General features: G+C 49.3%; 15 protein-coding genes. 7 read left to right on the top strand and 8 right to left on the bottom strand.

Annotated elements, in window-relative coordinates:
- Positions 1–299: 299 nt before the first annotated feature.
- The gene (locus DEV76_RS04030) at positions 300–1,094 is read right to left on the bottom strand and encodes a S1/P1 nuclease (RefSeq protein ID WP_109695304.1); all 795 of its coding nucleotides are present in this window, start codon (positions 1,092–1,094) and stop codon (positions 300–302) included.
- A 91-nt stretch (positions 1,095–1,185) separates the two neighbouring features.
- Here DEV76_RS04030 and uvrB point away from each other — a divergent pair, with 91 nt between their 5' ends.
- The 4 genes from uvrB (at position 1,186) to DEV76_RS04010 (ending at position 7,154) form a co-directional block, all read left to right on the top strand.
- Positions 1,186–3,234, top strand: coding sequence for an excinuclease ABC subunit UvrB (gene uvrB, locus DEV76_RS04025; RefSeq protein ID WP_109695302.1), 2,049 nt, complete (start codon positions 1,186–1,188; stop codon positions 3,232–3,234).
- A gap of 415 nt (positions 3,235–3,649) precedes the next feature.
- Positions 3,650–5,047 carry an ammonium transporter gene (locus DEV76_RS04020; protein WP_109695300.1) on the top strand — a complete coding sequence of 466 codons (1,398 nt, stop codon included), beginning with the start codon at positions 3,650–3,652 and terminating at the stop codon, positions 5,045–5,047.
- 199 nt (positions 5,048–5,246) lie between these two features.
- Positions 5,247–6,302, top strand: a complete 1,056-nt coding sequence (locus DEV76_RS04015; protein WP_109695298.1) for a porin — start codon at positions 5,247–5,249, stop codon at positions 6,300–6,302.
- 186 nt (positions 6,303–6,488) lie between these two features.
- The gene (locus DEV76_RS04010; protein ID WP_109695296.1) at positions 6,489–7,154 is read left to right on the top strand and encodes a DUF2461 domain-containing protein; all 666 of its coding nucleotides are present in this window, start codon (positions 6,489–6,491) and stop codon (positions 7,152–7,154) included.
- 92 nt (positions 7,155–7,246) lie between these two features.
- On the opposite strand, the gene DEV76_RS04005 is transcribed toward DEV76_RS04010, so the two are convergent.
- Positions 7,247–7,465 (bottom strand): hypothetical protein, encoded by a 219-nt coding sequence (locus tag DEV76_RS04005; RefSeq protein WP_109695294.1) that lies wholly within the window; start codon positions 7,463–7,465, stop codon positions 7,247–7,249.
- A gap of 521 nt (positions 7,466–7,986) precedes the next feature.
- Positions 7,987–8,976, bottom strand: coding sequence for an aspartate-semialdehyde dehydrogenase (locus DEV76_RS04000; protein WP_109695292.1), 990 nt, complete (start codon positions 8,974–8,976; stop codon positions 7,987–7,989).
- A 98-nt stretch (positions 8,977–9,074) separates the two neighbouring features.
- Here DEV76_RS04000 and DEV76_RS03995 point away from each other — a divergent pair, with 98 nt between their 5' ends.
- From DEV76_RS03995 to DEV76_RS03985, 3 genes are all read left to right on the top strand, one after another.
- Positions 9,075–10,748: a lamin tail domain-containing protein gene (locus tag DEV76_RS03995; RefSeq protein ID WP_109695290.1), complete on the top strand. Its 1,674-nt coding sequence runs from the start codon at positions 9,075–9,077 to the stop codon at positions 10,746–10,748.
- Between the two features lie 86 nt (positions 10,749–10,834).
- Positions 10,835–11,464, top strand: a complete 630-nt coding sequence (locus tag DEV76_RS03990) for a DUF5606 family protein (protein WP_109695288.1) — start codon at positions 10,835–10,837, stop codon at positions 11,462–11,464.
- Between the two features lie 541 nt (positions 11,465–12,005).
- Entirely contained in the window at positions 12,006–13,727 is a 1,722-nt protein-coding gene (locus DEV76_RS03985) for a M3 family oligoendopeptidase (protein ID WP_109695286.1), read from the top strand.
- A gap of 66 nt (positions 13,728–13,793) precedes the next feature.
- On the opposite strand, the gene DEV76_RS03980 is transcribed toward DEV76_RS03985, so the two are convergent.
- The 5 genes from DEV76_RS03980 to DEV76_RS03960 form a co-directional block, all read right to left on the bottom strand.
- A complete protein-coding gene (locus DEV76_RS03980) occupies positions 13,794–14,222 on the bottom strand; it encodes a Fur family transcriptional regulator (RefSeq protein WP_109695284.1) in 429 nt (142 codons plus the stop codon).
- Positions 14,223–14,233: 11 nt separating this feature from the next.
- Positions 14,234–14,860: an SCO family protein gene (locus DEV76_RS03975; RefSeq protein ID WP_109695282.1), complete on the bottom strand. Its 627-nt coding sequence runs from the start codon at positions 14,858–14,860 to the stop codon at positions 14,234–14,236.
- A 67-nt stretch (positions 14,861–14,927) separates the two neighbouring features.
- Positions 14,928–15,497, bottom strand: coding sequence for a DUF3299 domain-containing protein (locus DEV76_RS03970; RefSeq protein WP_109695280.1), 570 nt, complete (start codon positions 15,495–15,497; stop codon positions 14,928–14,930).
- Positions 15,490–16,728, bottom strand: a complete 1,239-nt coding sequence (locus DEV76_RS03965) for an ABC transporter permease (RefSeq protein ID WP_109695278.1) — start codon at positions 16,726–16,728, stop codon at positions 15,490–15,492. The genes DEV76_RS03970 and DEV76_RS03965 overlap by 8 nt, the downstream gene beginning before the upstream one ends.
- A complete protein-coding gene (locus DEV76_RS03960; RefSeq protein WP_109695408.1) occupies positions 16,725–17,354 on the bottom strand; it encodes an ABC transporter ATP-binding protein in 630 nt (209 codons plus the stop codon). Before DEV76_RS03960 ends, DEV76_RS03965 begins: the two co-directional genes overlap by 4 nt.
- Positions 17,355–17,447: the final 93 nt, after the last annotated feature.

Raw genomic sequence — 17,447 nt, 5'->3', positions numbered from 1 at the left:
CAATTGTAAAGCGAATTTGATCGCAAGCCAAGTAACTGTAAAGCGAAAACAGTGTTTAACGACAATGCTGTCAAGCCAATCCCGTACTTAACCCCCTAACCCTGTAAAGTTTTTTCAGTGTAAGACATAGGGTTAGAATACTGTTTTAATACGGTTACAATACGGTTACAATACGGTTAGGACACGGTATTAATACGGTTACAATACGGTTAGAATACATTTTTTCTATCCTAAAATGGCTTTTATCCGCTTAATAGACCCCCATTTTATGCAGGCTTTTATGCCTTTCTGCAAATGGCCTAAGCGAAGATTTCATTCAATACCCTGGCCAGCCGTACCCCGCCCTTCAGTAACTGATCATTCAGATCTTCCACGAAAAGGTAGTTGTAACGGTAGCTCAGTTTGTCGCCGGAGTTGGTCCGGTCATATATTTTATCACTTAATACATGGGATTCCCACATCCAGTCGGCCACGCTGCCCTGGCGTATTAGTGAAGCTTTGGCGGAAGTAGTTACACGGTTCAGGTTGTGCGCATATTCGGTGTAGCTGTATTGCTGGAAATCGATGAGGTGCTCGTCCCATACACGATGAAGGTTGGTAGGGCGTTCGAACCAGGAAACCTGGATTTTGTTGCCCCCCATATCCTCGTCGCGCCCAACGTGCAGGGGCATATGCATATCCCCGATGAGGTGAACGAGGAAGGTGAGCGCAAAGCGTTTTTGTGCAGCCGATGTTTTCGGGTTCTTAAGCTGAGCGATCATTGCCATTGTCTGGCTGTACAGGTTTTCCCCTTTGGCAGCTGCCATAATACGGTCGAATTCAGCACGGGTACAATGGCCGGGAAAGTCGAGGTAATGCCAGGAAGAGGTGTGTTTGTAGGTATCCGTAGTGTCGGACTTAATGAAGTCGGGCCAGTTGGCGATCATGGCAAGACTTTCGTTGCCTATGATCTTTTGTATTCCGAGTTTAGCTTTGTTACTGAGGCGGAAGGTAGCGATTTCGGCTACCACGCGGTGCCCTGTGGGGCCGTATGCGCTTGCGGATGGTATGTAGCCAAGCGTGATCAACAGCAGTATGGATAAAACCTTTTTCATGTCAGTCGATTTGTCGAATTTTGGGACCGAAGTTCGGTCATTCCCCCATAAATTACGAAATTCGTTGACCCGCAGTTAAATCAGACACGATATGCCTTTCAAATTAGAAGCACCTTATAAACCCTCAGGCGATCAGCCCACCGCCATTGCACAGCTCACCGAAGGGCTGCAGGATGGCGAACGCGCTCAAACCCTGCTGGGGGTTACCGGTTCGGGTAAAACCTTTACCGTAGCCAATGTGATCCAGAATGTGCAGAAGCCCACACTGGTGCTGACCCATAATAAAACCCTTGTAGCACAACTCTATGGGGAATTCAGGCAGTTCTTCCCCGAAAACGCGGTGGAGTACTTCGTGAGCTATTATGATTATTACCAGCCAGAGGCATACATGCCCGTGAGCGATACCTACATAGAAAAAGACCTCGCCATCAACGAGGAACTGGATAAACTGCGCCTCCGTGCCACCTCGAACCTGCTTTCCGGCCGGCGGGACATTATTGTGGTAGCCTCCGTTTCCTGCATATATGGTATGGGTAACCCCACCGACTTTGAGAACGGTATCATCCGGATCTTCAAAGGCCAGCAGCTGGGGAGGAACACGATGCTCCACGGACTGGTAAATGCCTTGTATTCGCGTACCACAGGAGATTTTAACCGGGGTAACTTCCGCGTTCAGGGCGATACGGTCGATATTAATCTGCCCTATGTGGACTATGGTTACCGAATTACCTTCTTTGGCGATGAAATCGAAGAGATAGAGACTTTCGATGTACAGAACGGTAAGCGCATTGGTACCATGGATACTGCGGCCATCTTCCCGGCGAATCTGTACATCGCGCCGAAAGACATGATGGTGCAGATCCTCCATGAGATACAGGATGAAATGAGTGCGCAGGTAGATTATTTCAAGAAAGAAGGGAAGCTCATTGAGGCCCAACGGCTCTCAGAAAGAGTAAACTACGACGTGGAGATGATCCGTGAGCTGGGGTATTGCAGCGGTATTGAGAACTACTCCCGCTTCCTGGACCGGCGTAAGCCCGGTACAAGGCCCTTCTGCCTGCTCGACTATTTCCCGAAAGACTTCCTGCTGGTCATCGATGAAAGCCACGTTACCATCCCGCAGGTGAGCGGTATGTACGGGGGCGACCGCTCCCGCAAACTTACCCTGGTAGATTACGGCTTCCGGCTGCCTTCCGCCCTGGATAACCGGCCGCTGAACTTCCACGAGTTTGAAAGCCTGCTGAACCAGACGATATTCGTAAGTGCCACCCCCGGAGAATATGAACTGCGTCAAACTGAGGGTGTGGTGGTAGAGCAAATCGTTCGCCCTACGGGCCTCCTGGACCCCCCAATTGAGATAAGGCCCAGTAAGAACCAGGTGGATGACCTGCTGGATGAGATTGATAAAACGGTGAAGAAGGGCGACCGCGTACTGGTAACTACCCTTACCAAGCGTATGGCAGAGGAAATGGACAAGTACCTGCATCGTATTAATATTAAGTCGAGGTACATACATAGTGAAGTGGATACACTGGAGCGGGTGGAGATCCTGCGGGATTTGCGCCTTGGTAATATAGATGTACTGGTGGGGGTGAACCTTCTGAGGGAAGGGCTTGACTTGCCTGAGGTGTCGCTGGTGGCGATCCTGGATGCGGATAAGGAAGGCTTCCTTAGGGATGAGCGTTCACTTACCCAGACTTCGGGGCGTGCGGCGAGGAATGTGGATGGTAAGGTGATATTCTATGCAGACAAGATAACGGACAGTATGCAGCGCACTATAGACGAAACCGACCGCCGGAGGGAGAAGCAGCGTAAGCACAACGAAGAAAACGGGATTACACCCAGAACGGTCCGTAAGTCTAAAGAACAGATTATGGGGCAAACCTCTGTACTGGCCATTCGGCACTTCGATGAGTCGTCCCCGTACGCTGTACATGATGAGATGGCGGTGGTGCAGGATGAGGGTAAGGCGTTCAATGCAAGCACCGTACAAAGTATTCCGCAGATGGAGAAGAGTATCGCGAAGGTGAAGAAAGAAATGGAGAAGGCTGCCAAGGACCTGGATTTTATGGAAGCCGCCCGTTTGCGCGACCAGATGTTCAATATGCAGCAGGAACTCGAGAATATGAAGAGAAATTAGTTGCTAAAACAAATAAAGCAGCATAGAATTATTTATAATATGATTGGGCGAATTGTACGGTTTTTATACAGCCAGTGCAATTCGCTTTAATATTTAAAACCTTACTGATCAAAGCTTTGTAAGGTTTTATGCATTTTTGTAGTAGCACATTCATACCTGCAAATTAGAATTTCGTAATCTGGCGCTAAATATTCTCATAATCAATTGAAATATAGTTTGTTAATACTGATAATACCCCCTCATTATCCCATCAAATTATCATAAAATCAAATATTATATTGCATCTGATTTTAATATGATTGCTGTATCGGCCTCATAATCCCATGAATTTTCAATGTTTTCCAATTTTCGGGCGTTCTATTTGAGGTTTTAAATCCCTCACCTACTTTTATTGAGAATTTTAAAATGAAACGCTATGAAGAAAAATTCATTTCAGGATTATCTGCCCTTTATCGTTTTGGCCGGGCTTGCCGTAATTGGCATTTTTTTACCGACCCCGACAACTTTTGCTGACGCCAGCAAGTATAATGCTGCAGATGTAGCCTGGATACTGGTAGCCACCTGTCTGGTGTTTTTGATGACCCCCGGTTTGTCCTTCTTCTACGGAGGCATGGTAAACCGAAAGAACATCATCTCTACCATGATGCAGAGCTTTATCGCCACCGGCCTTATCAGTGTGATCTGGGTTGTGGTAGGTTTCAGCCTGGCATTCGGTACATCCCAGAACGGGATCATCGGCGACCCGTCTACTTTCTTCTTCTTTAAGGGAGTACCTGACGGCGGGCCCTGGAGCCTTGGCCCCACAATTCCCCTGATGCTTTTCGCGCTTTTCCAATTGAAGTTTGCCGTAATCACTCCGGCACTGGTAGTTGGAGCCGTGGCTGAGCGTATCCGCTTTACCTCTTACGTGCTCTTCATGGTACTGTTCAGTCTCCTTGTATATGCGCCCATCGCACACTGGACCTGGCATCCCGAAGGCATTCTCTTTAAACTGGGTGTGCTTGACTTTGCCGGTGGTACGGTAGTACATATTTCCGCAGGTTGCGCCGCACTCGCCGGAGCACTTGTTCTCCGCCGCCGTAAAGACCACATCGCTAAAAAAGAGCTGACCCCTGCAAACGTACCTTTCGTACTGCTGGGTACCGGTCTTCTCTGGTTTGGCTGGTTTGGTTTCAACGCAGGTTCTTCACTCGGTGCCAACTCTCTGGCGGTTACCGCTTTTGCCGCTACTAACACAGCTACTGCCGCTGCTGGTCTTTCCTGGATCTTCTTCGATGTGATCCGCGGCCGTAAGCCTTCGGTACTTGGTTTCTGCATCGGTGCAGTTGTAGGTATGGTGGCTATCACCCCTGCTGCCGGCTTCGTAGGTGTTCCGCAATCGCTGTTCATTGGTTTCGCTGCAGCTATTGTATCCAACCTGGTGGTACACTTCAAAAACAAATCTTCTATCGATGATACGCTGGATGTATTCCCCTGCCATGGTGTAGGTGGTATGACCGGTATGCTCCTGACAGGTATTTTCGCTTCTCAGGCAGTAAACCCCGCTCTTACAGAAAGCGGCTGGGCTTATGGAAACTTCAGCCTGTTCTATAAACAAACACTTGGCCTCCTGCTGGTAGTAGGTTACAGCTTTGCGGTATCCTGGGCTATCTTCAAGTTCATCAACTACGTTCACCCGCTCCGCGTGACTGACGAAGAAGAAGAACTCGGCCTGGACGTTACCCAACACAACGAAGCTTATCACCCCAACCTCATGAAAGTGGGCACCAATGGCTCGCTTACCGAAGAAGAAACCGGCATCCAGCACGGTTAATCAACGCTGATCTTTCGCAATAGTTAGTAAATACCTAGTTAGTTTGAAAAACCGGATGTTGTTCGTCGTCATGGCTAAAATGCCATGATGACGGGCGATCCGGGAGTGGTTTGCCCGAACAGCACAATGTCAACGATTCAACACCTTAACAAGCAGCCGAACCCTTTATCATTTTATTAACCAAAATTTTAAAATTCCAATGATGAGAACAAGTTTATTCGCGCTCCTGGCTGTCTTACTGTCCGTGTCTGCCTCCGCTCAGGACTCCACCCGCCTCCTGCCGGTTGGCTTTAAGTTGTCTGGCTCCGCCGATGTATATTATAAATACAATTTCAACAAGAACGCTACCGATAATAAAACCAGCTTCACCGGTTCCCATAACTCTTTCGAGTTGAATATGCTGTCCCTTAAACTGGAAAGCTCTTTCAAAAATGTAGGGATGGTAGCTGATATCGGATTCGGCAAGCGCGCGGAAGATTTCTCCTATAACGATGAAAAGACCCGCCTGGCCATCAAGCAACTCTATGTTGCCTATGCACCCACCTCATGGCTCAAATTCTCTATGGGTTCTTACAGCACCCACGTGGGATATGAACTGGTGGATGCTTATGCGAACCGCAACTACAGCATGTCATATATGTTTTCCTATGGCCCTTTCTTCCACACCGGGGTTAAAGCGGATTTAACGTTTGGCTCGCACAGCTTCATGGTAGGCGTGTTCAATCCGACCGATTTTAAATCTGCTACCTGGGGTGGAATTAAATTTATCGGTGCACAATATGGTTTTGCTCCTGCAGAAGTGCCCTTCAAATTTTACCTCAACTACATAGGCGGCCGCGATACTTTCCAGACCCGGAACGATCAGCTGGATGCCGTGCTTACCTATCAGCTGACGCCTAAATTCGGCTTCGGATACAATGGTACTTACAGCATGTATAAAAATGGTATCAGTACCAACTGGTACGGCTCTGCCCTGTATCTCAATTTCGACCCCACGGAGAGCATCGGGCTTACGCTGCGCGGTGAGTATTTCTCCGATAAAGACAATATCAAAGTATATGGAGATAAAACGGAGTATCCCGAAGGTGGCAGCATCTTCGCCGTTACCCTGTCTGGCCAGTACAAGGTGGGAGGCTTTACGCTGATCCCCGAGTTCAGGCTGGATCATGGCTCGAAGGATATTTTCCTGAAAGGGGAAGATGTACCCAAGGCAAATTCGGCCAACGTATTGCTGGCGGCCATATACAAGTTTTAAGAAATCCTAATCACAGGCTCATATAAATAAATTTAACCGAACCTTTATGTAGAGGGGCTGGCTGTTTCAGCCGGCCCATTTTATTTTACGCAGGCATAGTCCGGGAGGGGGATTTGCGCCATTAAAATTTCCCGGTATCAAACCGGGTTTTTTGTATCTTTTCTCCCCCAAAATGGGCTGTCAATTATGCTGCAACGTTCCACACTGAAGTTTTTGAAAGACCTGAAGCTGAATAACAACAAAGCCTGGTTCGATGAAAACAAAGCTGCCTATCTGGCGGCGAAGGAAGATTTTGAAAGCCTGGTACAACAACTTATAGACGGGCTGGCACGGATAGATCCGGGAATGGAAGGGCTTGTGGTGAAAGATTGTGTGTTCCGTATTTATAAAGATGTCAGGTTTTCTAAAGACAAGACTCCTTATAAAATAAACATGGGTGCTTCCTTCACGAAAGGAGGGAAAAAGAGCCCGCTGGCCGGATTCTATTTTCACCTGGAGCCGGGAGGGCATAGCATGGCCGGTGGCGGACTATGGATGCCTGAGCCTGCTGCGCTCAAAAAAGTGCGCCAGGAAATAGATTATAACTTCGCTGAGTTTCAGCGAATCGTTGGGGCGAAAGATTTTATCCGCCTGTTTGGAAAAGTAAATGGCGACTCGTTGAAGACTGCGCCACAAGGATATCATGAAGATAATCCCGCTATTGCTTATCTGAAACTGAAAAGCTGGGTTGTAACTACTCATGTCAGCGACGATGCGGCTACCCAGCCTACGCTCGTTCGCGAAATACTTCGCATTTTCTCGACTATGATTCCTTTCTTAGGGTTTCTCAATGCCGCACAGGACGAATCTTAATGTTATGCTCCCCCGCCCTGCTAGTTACCGGAGAAGTTCTTGATGACAAGCGCTTCCGGCAACTAGGCTGCTGCAACAAAATAGACAGTAAATCAATTCTTGTGTATCAAAAACTCAAACGGACGCGATTTACGGTTCTTTAATACGTTTTCCTTGTCTGTCTTCGTTTGCGCGAAGCGCTGATTGTAAACATTTGCCACTTCGATGATCGGCATGATACCATCCATCGTATCCTTCTGATCAACAATGTTCATGATGCGGGAAACCTGCGAAGAAAAGTTAGTGCTCCATTCTTCAGTGAACTTGTGCATTAACAAAAGCTCACGATTTGCGTTGGTTTTCATAGGATAAAAAGGGTGTTTAAATTGATAGAATAGTTTTCATGGATAATACAGATAAAGAATTTATTAGCATAGGATTGCAATAGGATTGTACTATCAAAGGTGGACTTTATCCTGCACAAATCTATACTACTTCCGTGTAGTTTTTAGTCCAGGTTGCATTAACAAAAAATGATGAAAGCAGGCACAGTAAACGCATTGCGCGTTTTGTTAATAGAGTCGCTAGTATTCGTATATCCCTCGTCGTAGTTTGACGGGGAAGTGAATTTAAATTAAAAAAAGACAACTTCCAAATGTTCAACCCTGTAATCCGTTGAGAATAAATGACGCATGGCGGAGTTATGTGTGTAGATGAATGATAATGAATGAAAACCGGCAAAAAGATTTTTTTTGTTAATGAATTGAACTGCAGGATGATAGCAGTTTTAGGGCAAAAAATAACGGCGCGGAATGATCCGCGCCGTTGTGGATAACTATTTTATTGGCAGTGCTTACAACCAGTTCTTCCCGGTAAGGTATTCCGCGATTTGTACAGCGTTTGTTGCCGCACCTTTACGCAGATTATCTGCAACGATCCAAAGATTCAATGTATTAGCCTGCGTTTCATCACGACGGATACGGCCTACAAATACCTCGTCTTTATCATGCGCATCTTTAGGCATGGGATACGCAGCCTTTGAAGGATCATCCACCACAATCACACCAGGCGTTGCTGCCAGCAGGTTGCGTACTTCAGTAAGATCGAAGTCTTTATCAAATTCAATATTCACACTTTCACTGTGGCCGCCCATTACAGGTATGCGCACTGTGGTTGCCGTTACTTTCACTTTCTCATCGCCCATGATCTTCACGGTTTCTTTCACCATCTTCATCTCTTCTTTGGTATAACCATTGTCGAGGAACACATCGATCTGCGGAATTACGTTCAGGTCGATCTGATGCGCGTATGCTTTTTCACCTTCAATACCCTGGCGCTCGTTCATGAGCTGGGTCACTGCTTTTACACCGGTGCCGGTTACGGATTGATAAGTAGATACCACAACGCGGTTAATACCATATTTTTCATGGAGCGGGCTCAGCACCAGCACCATCTGAATAGTTGAACAGTTAGGATTCGCAATGATCTTATCTTCAGGCGTCAAAACTTTCGCATTCACTTCAGGTACTATCAGTTTCTTGCTGGGGTCCATGCGCCAGGCAGAAGAGTTATCGATCACAGTGATACCCGCTTCCGCGAATTTAGGAGCCCACTCAAGAGAAGTGCTGCCACCGGCGGAAAAGATAGCTACGTTCGGTTTCATCTTTATAGCCGTATCAGCGGTTACTACCTTGTACGGCTTACCCTTATACATTACTTCCTTACCAACAGATTTTTCGGAAGCGACAGGGATCAGTTCCGTCACCGGGAAATTCCTTTCCGCGAGTACTTGCAACATTTTGGAGCCTACCAGTCCGGTGGCACCTACTACGGCTACTTTCATGATTTGATTAGATTTAAAAATCAGACCTCAAAATTAATACATCAAACGACAATTTCTCTATATTCGGTCAGATTGTTAACCCATTAAAAATTGAATACATGCAAGCCATTGTTTGTGCATTCGCGCTTTTGAGCGCGCACTGCGGAGATACGTCGTATCCGCTGCCGCACGATGTCATCATCCACGAGATCATGACCGACCCTTCTCCTCCCGTTTCACTCCCTGAGTACGAGTACATTGAATTAAGGAATCTCTCTTCCAAATTGGTTCAGCTACAGGGCTGGAAGCTGAAAGGCAACGGAGGATCTGCCGTCCTGCCCGCTTATGCCCTTGCACCCGGAGCATTGGTGGTAGTTGCCCCACGCCGGGGCGCTTCTTTGTATCATCCATGCATCGATGCAGGAAGCTTCTTCGCACTGCATAACGATGAAGACCTCCTTTCGCTGGAATCTCCCACGGGCCGTGTGATCCATGCAGTGGCGGTAAACATGCGCCTTTACGCAGGAGGATTTAAATTTGCCGGAGGATGGAGCCTCGAAATGAAGGATCCCGCTTTTCCCTGTACAGGCACACTGAACTGGGCCTTTTCATCCGATCCTTCCGGCGGTACTCCCGGCAAGCCCAATTCCGTGGCCGCCACAATAGAAGCCCCTCCACCTCCCATGCTCATCCGAAGCACTACGCCCGACAGCATCCGGGTACGCCTGCATTTTTCCGCAGCACTCGACAGTGCTTCTGCAGCCACACCCCTTGCCTATAACACAGGCCTCGTCATTCAACAGGCCATACCCGAACCACCGGATTACAAAACCGTCTTACTCCGCTTTGCGGATACCCTGCCGCCGGGAGCCGTATTCCAGGTGAGTACATCCGGACTGAAAGATTGTTCCGGCCAAAGCATGCCTTCCGGCTCCGTTCCTTATGGCAGGCCAATGGGGGCGGCGGGCCTCGTTATCAGCGAGATACTCCCTGATCCCGTTGCCGGGGCCGACGATTTTGTGGAGATATATAATAATGGTCCCTCCCCTGCAGAACTAACAGAGCTGCGATGGACTGTACTGGCTGAAGATGGCGGCTGGAAGCCCCCGGTGCCGCTGGTGCGCCGTCCGTATATATTATTCCCCGGAGAATATCTGGCGCTGCACCCTGCACCGGAAGGCCTGTGCCGGCAATACACCTGCCTCGGCCGGGTGGAAGCGGCCTCCTTACCGGCCCTTGGCGCCGAAGCGGGGCAATTAGGGCTATTTACCAAAGAAGGGACGCTGCTGGATGAGGCATCCTGGAACAGGGCACGCCACGCACCCGAGCTGGCCGTAACCAAGGGTGTTTCTTTCGAGCGGCTCGACTTCAACGTATCCGGGCTGGAAGCTGCCAACTGGCATTCCGCTGCATCCACAGCAGGGTACGCTACTCCCGGCTACCGGAACTCCCACCAGGTAGCAGGGGTATCCGGAAAGGAATGGTGCAGCCTCGAACCAAAGGTTTTGCGGCCGGGGAACAATGGGGAGAGCGATATCGCATGGATAAACTGGAAACTTCACGCGCCGGGATTTCGCCTCGATGTCCGGATATTTGATGCCGCAGGCCGGATGGTAAGGCACCTTGCTGCAAATATTTCTGTGGGTAATACCGGCAGGATCAGCTGGAATGGCTTGGGAGACAATGGTTTACCCCTGCCCAACGGTCCTTATGCCGTCAGAATGGCCGCCTGGAATGGAAATGGGGAACAATTATTGCGGAAACTCGCTCTGGTATTGATTCGGGACAAATAAACCCGGCCTTTGGCGGGAGGGTGAAAATTTGTCAGGGCTTTATCATCTGTTAATTTTTTATATTTGCCGCTCTTAAAATTGAATTCATGCAGTACAGAGAAATTGTTGCAGTAACCGGATTAGGCGGTTTATTCCAATTGCTGGCCAGTAAACAGGACGGCGCTATTGTAAAATCGCTCGAAGACCAAAGCACTCGCTTCGTATCTTCCCGGGTACATAATTTTACCCCATTGGAAAGCATCGAGGTATTTACAACTGGCGATAATGTTAACCTGTCGGCTGTATTCAAAGCGATGCAGGAAAACGTAGCTAAGTTCCCCCTCGTGGAAGCTAAGGCTGATAATAATACCATTAAAAGCTACTTCAAAAACGTATACCCCGAGTTTGATGAAGAGCGTGTGTATGTCAGCGATATGAAGAAGATGGTGAAATGGTTCGCCATTCTCGAAAAGAACGACCTGCTGAAGTTCGAAGAAGTAGCAGAAGAAACTGCTGAAGTTGCAGAAGCACCTGCTGCTGAAGCCGCTGCCGCAGAAGAACCTAAAGCCAAAAAAGCAAAAGCTAAGAAAGAAGAAGCTCCCGCTGCTGAAGGCGCCGAAGAAAAACCGGCCCCTAAGAAGAAAGCTGCTCCCAAGAAAGCTGCTGCTGATGCTGAAGGTGCAGAAGGCGAAGAGAAAAAGCCTAAAACTACCCGTAAGAAGAAAACCGAAGAATAGTCGGTTGATAACATACTTTGCAGCAAACCAGGCCCTTCCCGTAAGCGGCCTGGTTTCTTTTTTGCCCTTACCGTCCGTTCTTATCCTCTCAGAACGGCATCTAAGCCATTGATAGCCAGATAGCTTACCCATCAGTCTGGCCATGTACACTTGCGGTCTGATTTACTGCATGCTGCCACTTTACTGCCTTTTACCACCCGGTAGACTAAAGTTTACAGTCTTGGTAACATTTGTATAAACTATCTATAACATATCTGCAAACTATCTATAAGCTACCAATAAGCCACCCCACTTTTAGGGAGGCTCAAAGGTATCTCAAAGGTATCTCAAAGGTGGCTCAAAGGTGGCTCACATGACAATCAATCAAGAAACCGGATTGCCTTTAAACAGGATCAAACGCGGGTTAAAAAGTAGTATACCGGTTTACAGATGGACTTTTCGTCCTGAAAAAGGTTGACAGTTGACCGCTTCGGTCCTTATGGCAGGTTTGGGTGGCTTAGCCCGTTTTTTGCTATTTTGGGGGCAAATAAAGTAATTAACCATGCCCAATGCTCATATTACAGCGCCCCCAAGGCAGTTTCTTCCGGCAGATTTTGCCGTAACCACCTGGGATGCGTTGCAGCCATATTTTGAAACGCTCCAGCAACGCCCCATCAACTCAGCCGAAGAACTTTCCCAATGGCTGGCAGATATCAGTGAGCTGGAAGCAGTTATAAGTGAAGATGCCTGCTGGCGTCAAATCCGGATGACGCGCGATACCGCCAGCAAAGAATATGAAGAAGCTTTCACCTATTTCTGCATGGAAATCCAGCCCAAGCTGCAACCCTATGCAGATGCGCTCAACCGCAAACTGCTGGATAGCCCCTTCAGCGCACAGCTCGATCCCGCACAATACTTCCCCTACCTGCGCAACGTACGCAAACAGGTGAAGCTGTTCAATGAAAAGAATATTCCCATTCAGGCAGAACTGAGCGTTATGGCACAGCAATACGGCGTAATCTCCGGTGCTATGACCATTGAAGTGAACGGACAGGAATACACCCTGCAGCAAGCCGCCAAGTTCCTGGAGAACCCCGACCGCAAGCTGCGCGAAGAAGTTTTCACCAAAACAGGCGAACGACGCCTGCAGGACCGTGAGAAGCTGGATACCCTTTATTCCACGCTCGTGGCCAAAAGGCATGAAGTAGCGCAGAACGCAGGATTCGCCAACTACCGCGATTATAAGTTTGAAGAACTGGGCCGTTTTGAATACACAAAAGAAGACTGCTTCCAGTTCCACCAGGCTATCCGTGAGCACATCCTGCCACTGGTAGGCCAGGCCCTCGAACGCCAGCGCATCAAACTGGGCCTCGATACCCTGCGCCCATGGGATGGCGATGCAGAACCCGAAGGCACCAAACCGCTGGAGCCATTCAAGGATGGTAACGAGCTCATCGCTAAATCCATTGCCTGTTTTAAAGAACTTCGCCCATTCTTCGGCGAATGCCTCGAAGTAATGCAGGACATGAAACGCCTCGACCTCGACAGCCGCAAGAATAAAGCCCCGGGCGGATATAACTGCCCGCTTGCAGAAACAGGCGTGCCTTTCATTTTCATGAATGCCGCCGGACAAATGAAAGACCTCACCACCATGGTGCACGAAGGCGGTCACGCCGTTCATTCGTTCCTCAGCCATGATCTCCCGCTTAGCGCCTTCAAGGAATATCCCATGGAAATCGCGGAAGTGGCGAGCATGAGCATGGAGCTGTTTTCGATGGATCACTGGCATCTGTTCTTCGATAATCCGGAAGAGCTGCGCCGCGCCAAATTGCAACAGCTGGAGCGGTCTATCGTCATCTTCCCATGGATTGCTACCATCGATAAGTTCCAGCACTGGATCTACGAAAATCCTGCCCACACGCCGGAAGAGCGTACCGCGGCATGGACACGCATCCTCGACGAATTCACTCCCGGAAATATTGACTGGACAGGCTTTGAGCATTTCCGCGCCAGCAACTGGCAGCGCCAGCTGCACCTCTTCGAAGTACCATTCTACTATATCGAATACGGTATTGCCCAGCTGGGTGCCATCGCTATGTGGAAGCAGTACCGCGAAAAGCCGGAAGAAGCGTTGGATAATTACATGAAAGCGCTAAGCCTGGGGTATACTAAAACACTGCCCGAACTGTACGAAGCAGCCGGTATCCGGTTCGACTTCTCGCCCGCATACGTAAAAGAGCTGGCGGATTTTGTGCAGCAGGAAATTAACCTGATTACGAAGTAATCATTCTACAGAAATAAAAAAGGGAGCGGCCAAATGGTCGCTCCCTTTTTTTATGTGTTTAATATTTTATTGGCACGATTTACATACACCGCTTACCACTACTTCCACGTTATGCATGGCGTAGCCCGATGGCAGGGCGATGACGGGTACATCCGTTTCTTCGAGGCACTGTGTGCTGCCGCATTCTTCGCAACGGAAATGTACGTGATGATCGTGATGTTCATGCTCCCGGCAATCGGATTTGCAGATAGCATACCGTACACTGGTATCAGTAGTGGGGATTTTATGAACGATCCCCTTATCGAGGAATGTTTGCAGGGTACGGTAAATGGTAACCCGGTCAAAGCTTTTGCCGCTGAGCTTTTCGAAGTCGGCATGTTCGAGTGCGCCGTTACTTTTCAAAAAGAGCTCCAGTATCTTCACACGGGTATCTGTGACGCTCAGATTGCTGGAACGTAACAATTGCACGATGATTTCTTTCTGTTTTGCAGGCATTGTTCTAAAATTTACTCTTGCATCAACCGGTCGATGTCGGTTATCAGCTTGTCAATATCTTTCGCTTTAGTGCCTTCGTAGAGGCCGCGTATCTGGCCTTCGCCATCTACCAGGGCAAACCACTGGGTGTGTACGAAGTCATCTTCCCCGGTAAATTTACCATCGTCTACCAGATAGCTTTCACGGGCCAGTTTATAAAGCTGCAGTTTATCGCCCGTAAGGAAGTGCCAGTTCTTCGGATCCGCGCCATGCTTTTCGGCATATGCCTTCAGCACGGGGATGGAGTCGTAATCCGGATCGGAAGTGTGCGACAGGATCATGAAGTTCGGTTTATCCTTGTACTTAGCATAAATCTTTTCCATGTTCTTATTCATCACCGGGCAAATGTTGGTGCAGGTGGTGAAGAAGTATTCGGCCACGTAGATTTTGCCTTTCACATTATCCTGTGTAACGCGGTTGCTGTCCTGGTCAGTGAAGTTGAAGCCCTGAACGGTATGGCCGGGAGGGCCCAGTACCGGGAGCTTTTCTCCGCCTAAAAATTTCCCTGTGCTTTCCTTGATCAATAAGCCCGCATAAGCCATAAAGCCAATGCTCAGCAGCACGAAAAACGAGGTGTAAAAGATTGCTTTTCTAGACATGTCAAATTTATATCCTGATCTGATATGCAAAGGTAGCACAGTTTCCGGACACGGTCCCTGAGCGAAGTCATTTGTCGGTTACCTCCGCATTATCGAGGTTATAGTACATTTCGTAAATGTTTTTTTCATTGAGCCTCAGTATGCCTGTTGCTTTTATATAGTCGTCGGTTTCGAAATCCGGTTTCTTTGATTTGAAATTAAGGGTCATAACAGTTTCGGGACCTGCGCCTCCGCAGAAGAAGCAGGAGCTGTTGGGATTAGCGCTCAGCACATACACGCCACCCTTAGCATCTACCGGAACCATATAACCGCTGATTTCCACTGCTTTACCGTTCAGCGCTTTGATGCTTCTGGAAAAGGAGGGGTACAGCATGGGCATTTTCATCTTTTCGTCGTACTTGCGGGTGAAGATGACGTCAGACAGTTGTTTCCAGGTCACTTTAAGCGGCGCTTCATTGCGCAGCGCTACGGTAACGGTGGAAACCGGAAGGCTTTCGGAAGCAGATGCACGTGCAGAAACGATCTGTTTCATCCAGGGGGCCGCAGCCAGGCTGTGGCGGCATACTTGAGAAATGTCGGAACAGGAAACAAGGAAGATGGCAACTGCGGCCAGGGTAATTTTCTCCACTTTAAGCATTGGCAAGCGTTTTAGCAATATTAAGCCGGAAGGCACGTACGGCAGGCAATAAAGCTGCCAGCATACAGGCTCCAACTATGGCTGCGGCAGTTATACCGTCCGCAGCGGTAAGCGGCATAGCGCCGGAAAAATTTAAATGATAACCAGCAAAGAGCTCTTGTTGTAAAAGCAGCAGGGCTACCCGGCTCAGCGCAATCCCCGTTATCACACCCAGCACTCCCAGCAGGAAGGCTTCAGCGAATACGAGTAAGAGCAATTTGCCCCGGGAGCCGCCCATGGTCCGTATAAGGGCCAGTTCGTAGCGGCGCTCGTGCGTGCCCTGCACCAGCGTTACAAAGATACTGCATGCAGCCAGCCCGGCCAACAGCCAGCCAAGGGCACGTAACACCTTAGCCCCGGTTCCAAGCAGCGACTGCAGCCTGTTAATCTCAATTGCGGGTACAGCTGCCTGCATGTTTGTATTCTCATTTATCATCCGGGGGAAAGTGAGCTGCCCCATTGGACTGCGGAACTTCAGCAGCACTGCGGTAACCTGTCTGTCAGGGGCTTCTTGTTTTTCTTCCGCCTCATGATCGTGATCGTGTTCTTCTCCTTCTTCATGCACATGTGGTGCTTCATGGGTCGCGTGAATATCCCACACGCTTTCCAGCGGGGTTAGCAGCAGCTGGTCGATGGCGAGGCCCGTAGAGGGTAAGATGCCGATGACGGTATATTGCTGGTCTTCATGCACATGCCCGGTTTTACCCAGTCCGTGTGTTCCGGAGAAAGTACTTCCCAGTGTAAGGCCTGCTTTCCGTGCGGCTTCTGCTCCGGCCACTACTTCCATGGATTTGCCAAATACTTTACCCTCGGCGGGCTTTAAATGATATTTATCGAGGTAGGCTTGTGTGGTGCCGATGATGCGGAAGCCGTGGTAGGAGTCTCCCAGCGAGATGGGGACAGCAGATTCCACCATGGGATTATCCATGAAGGGCGCAGCTTCCGCGAGGGAAATATTACCGGTAGGATTATCGAGGTGGTACACGCTGCTGAGAATGAGCTGGAGGGGGCTGCCTTTGGCGCCCAGTACAAGATCTACGCCGTCGATTTGTTTTTCCAGTTGCTGGCGTGCCTGGCGGTTGAGTGCCCAGAGTACCAGCAACACGGTAGTACTGCAGGCAAGCAGTAACCAGCAAAGTACGGTATAGAGCGGTTTATGAAGCAGGTTGCGTATGGCGATACGGAAAATCATGTGAGTTGAATGTGTTGTGGGAAAAGGGAGGTGAGCCGGTTGTCGTGCGTTACAATGAGTAAAGCGGCTTTATGCCGCGCAGCCTGTTCGGACAGGAGCCGGGCAACGGCTTCACAGTTACGGTCGTCGAGGCTGGCCGTAGGCTCATCTGCCAAAATCACGTTGGGGGCCGGCAGTACAGCCCGGGCAATAGAGGCGCGTTGTTGCTCACCCTGACTAAGGCGTGCCGGTAGCTGGTGCAGCAGATGATCAATCCCAAGGCTCTGTGCTACCTCCTGAAGCTGGTTCTTATCCGGCCTGGAGCCCGTCAGGTGAAGGGGCATCATCAGGTTATCCCGTACGGAAAGCGATCCTATGAAATGGGAACGTTGAAAAACGATGCCGATATACCGGCCGCGGAATGCGTCCATGCTGCGGGTATTTAGCCCGCCGATGTTGGTGCCTGCTATTTCCACCGTACCGTTGGCGGGAGGGATAAGCCCTGCCAGCATATGGAGCAGGGTGGTTTTCCCGGCACCTGAAGGTCCTGTAATCAGGAGTGTTTCACCAGCCTGGCAGGCCAGGTCGGGAAATCGGATCACCCTGCCGCCGGGGTAGGTGTAGCTCAGTTCGCGCGTCTGGATCATGATATCTGTCCTCACTTTTGTTTTGGCAACCGCGTTGCAAACGGTGGTTGGAATTCGGCTAAGTTAGCTTTCAATACACACAAATTTCATTAA

It is taken from the genome of Chitinophaga deserti (assembly GCF_003149455.1).
GTDB lineage: Bacteria > Bacteroidota > Bacteroidia > Chitinophagales > Chitinophagaceae > Chitinophaga > Chitinophaga deserti.
This window is presented reverse-complemented; position numbering and strand designations above follow the sequence as displayed.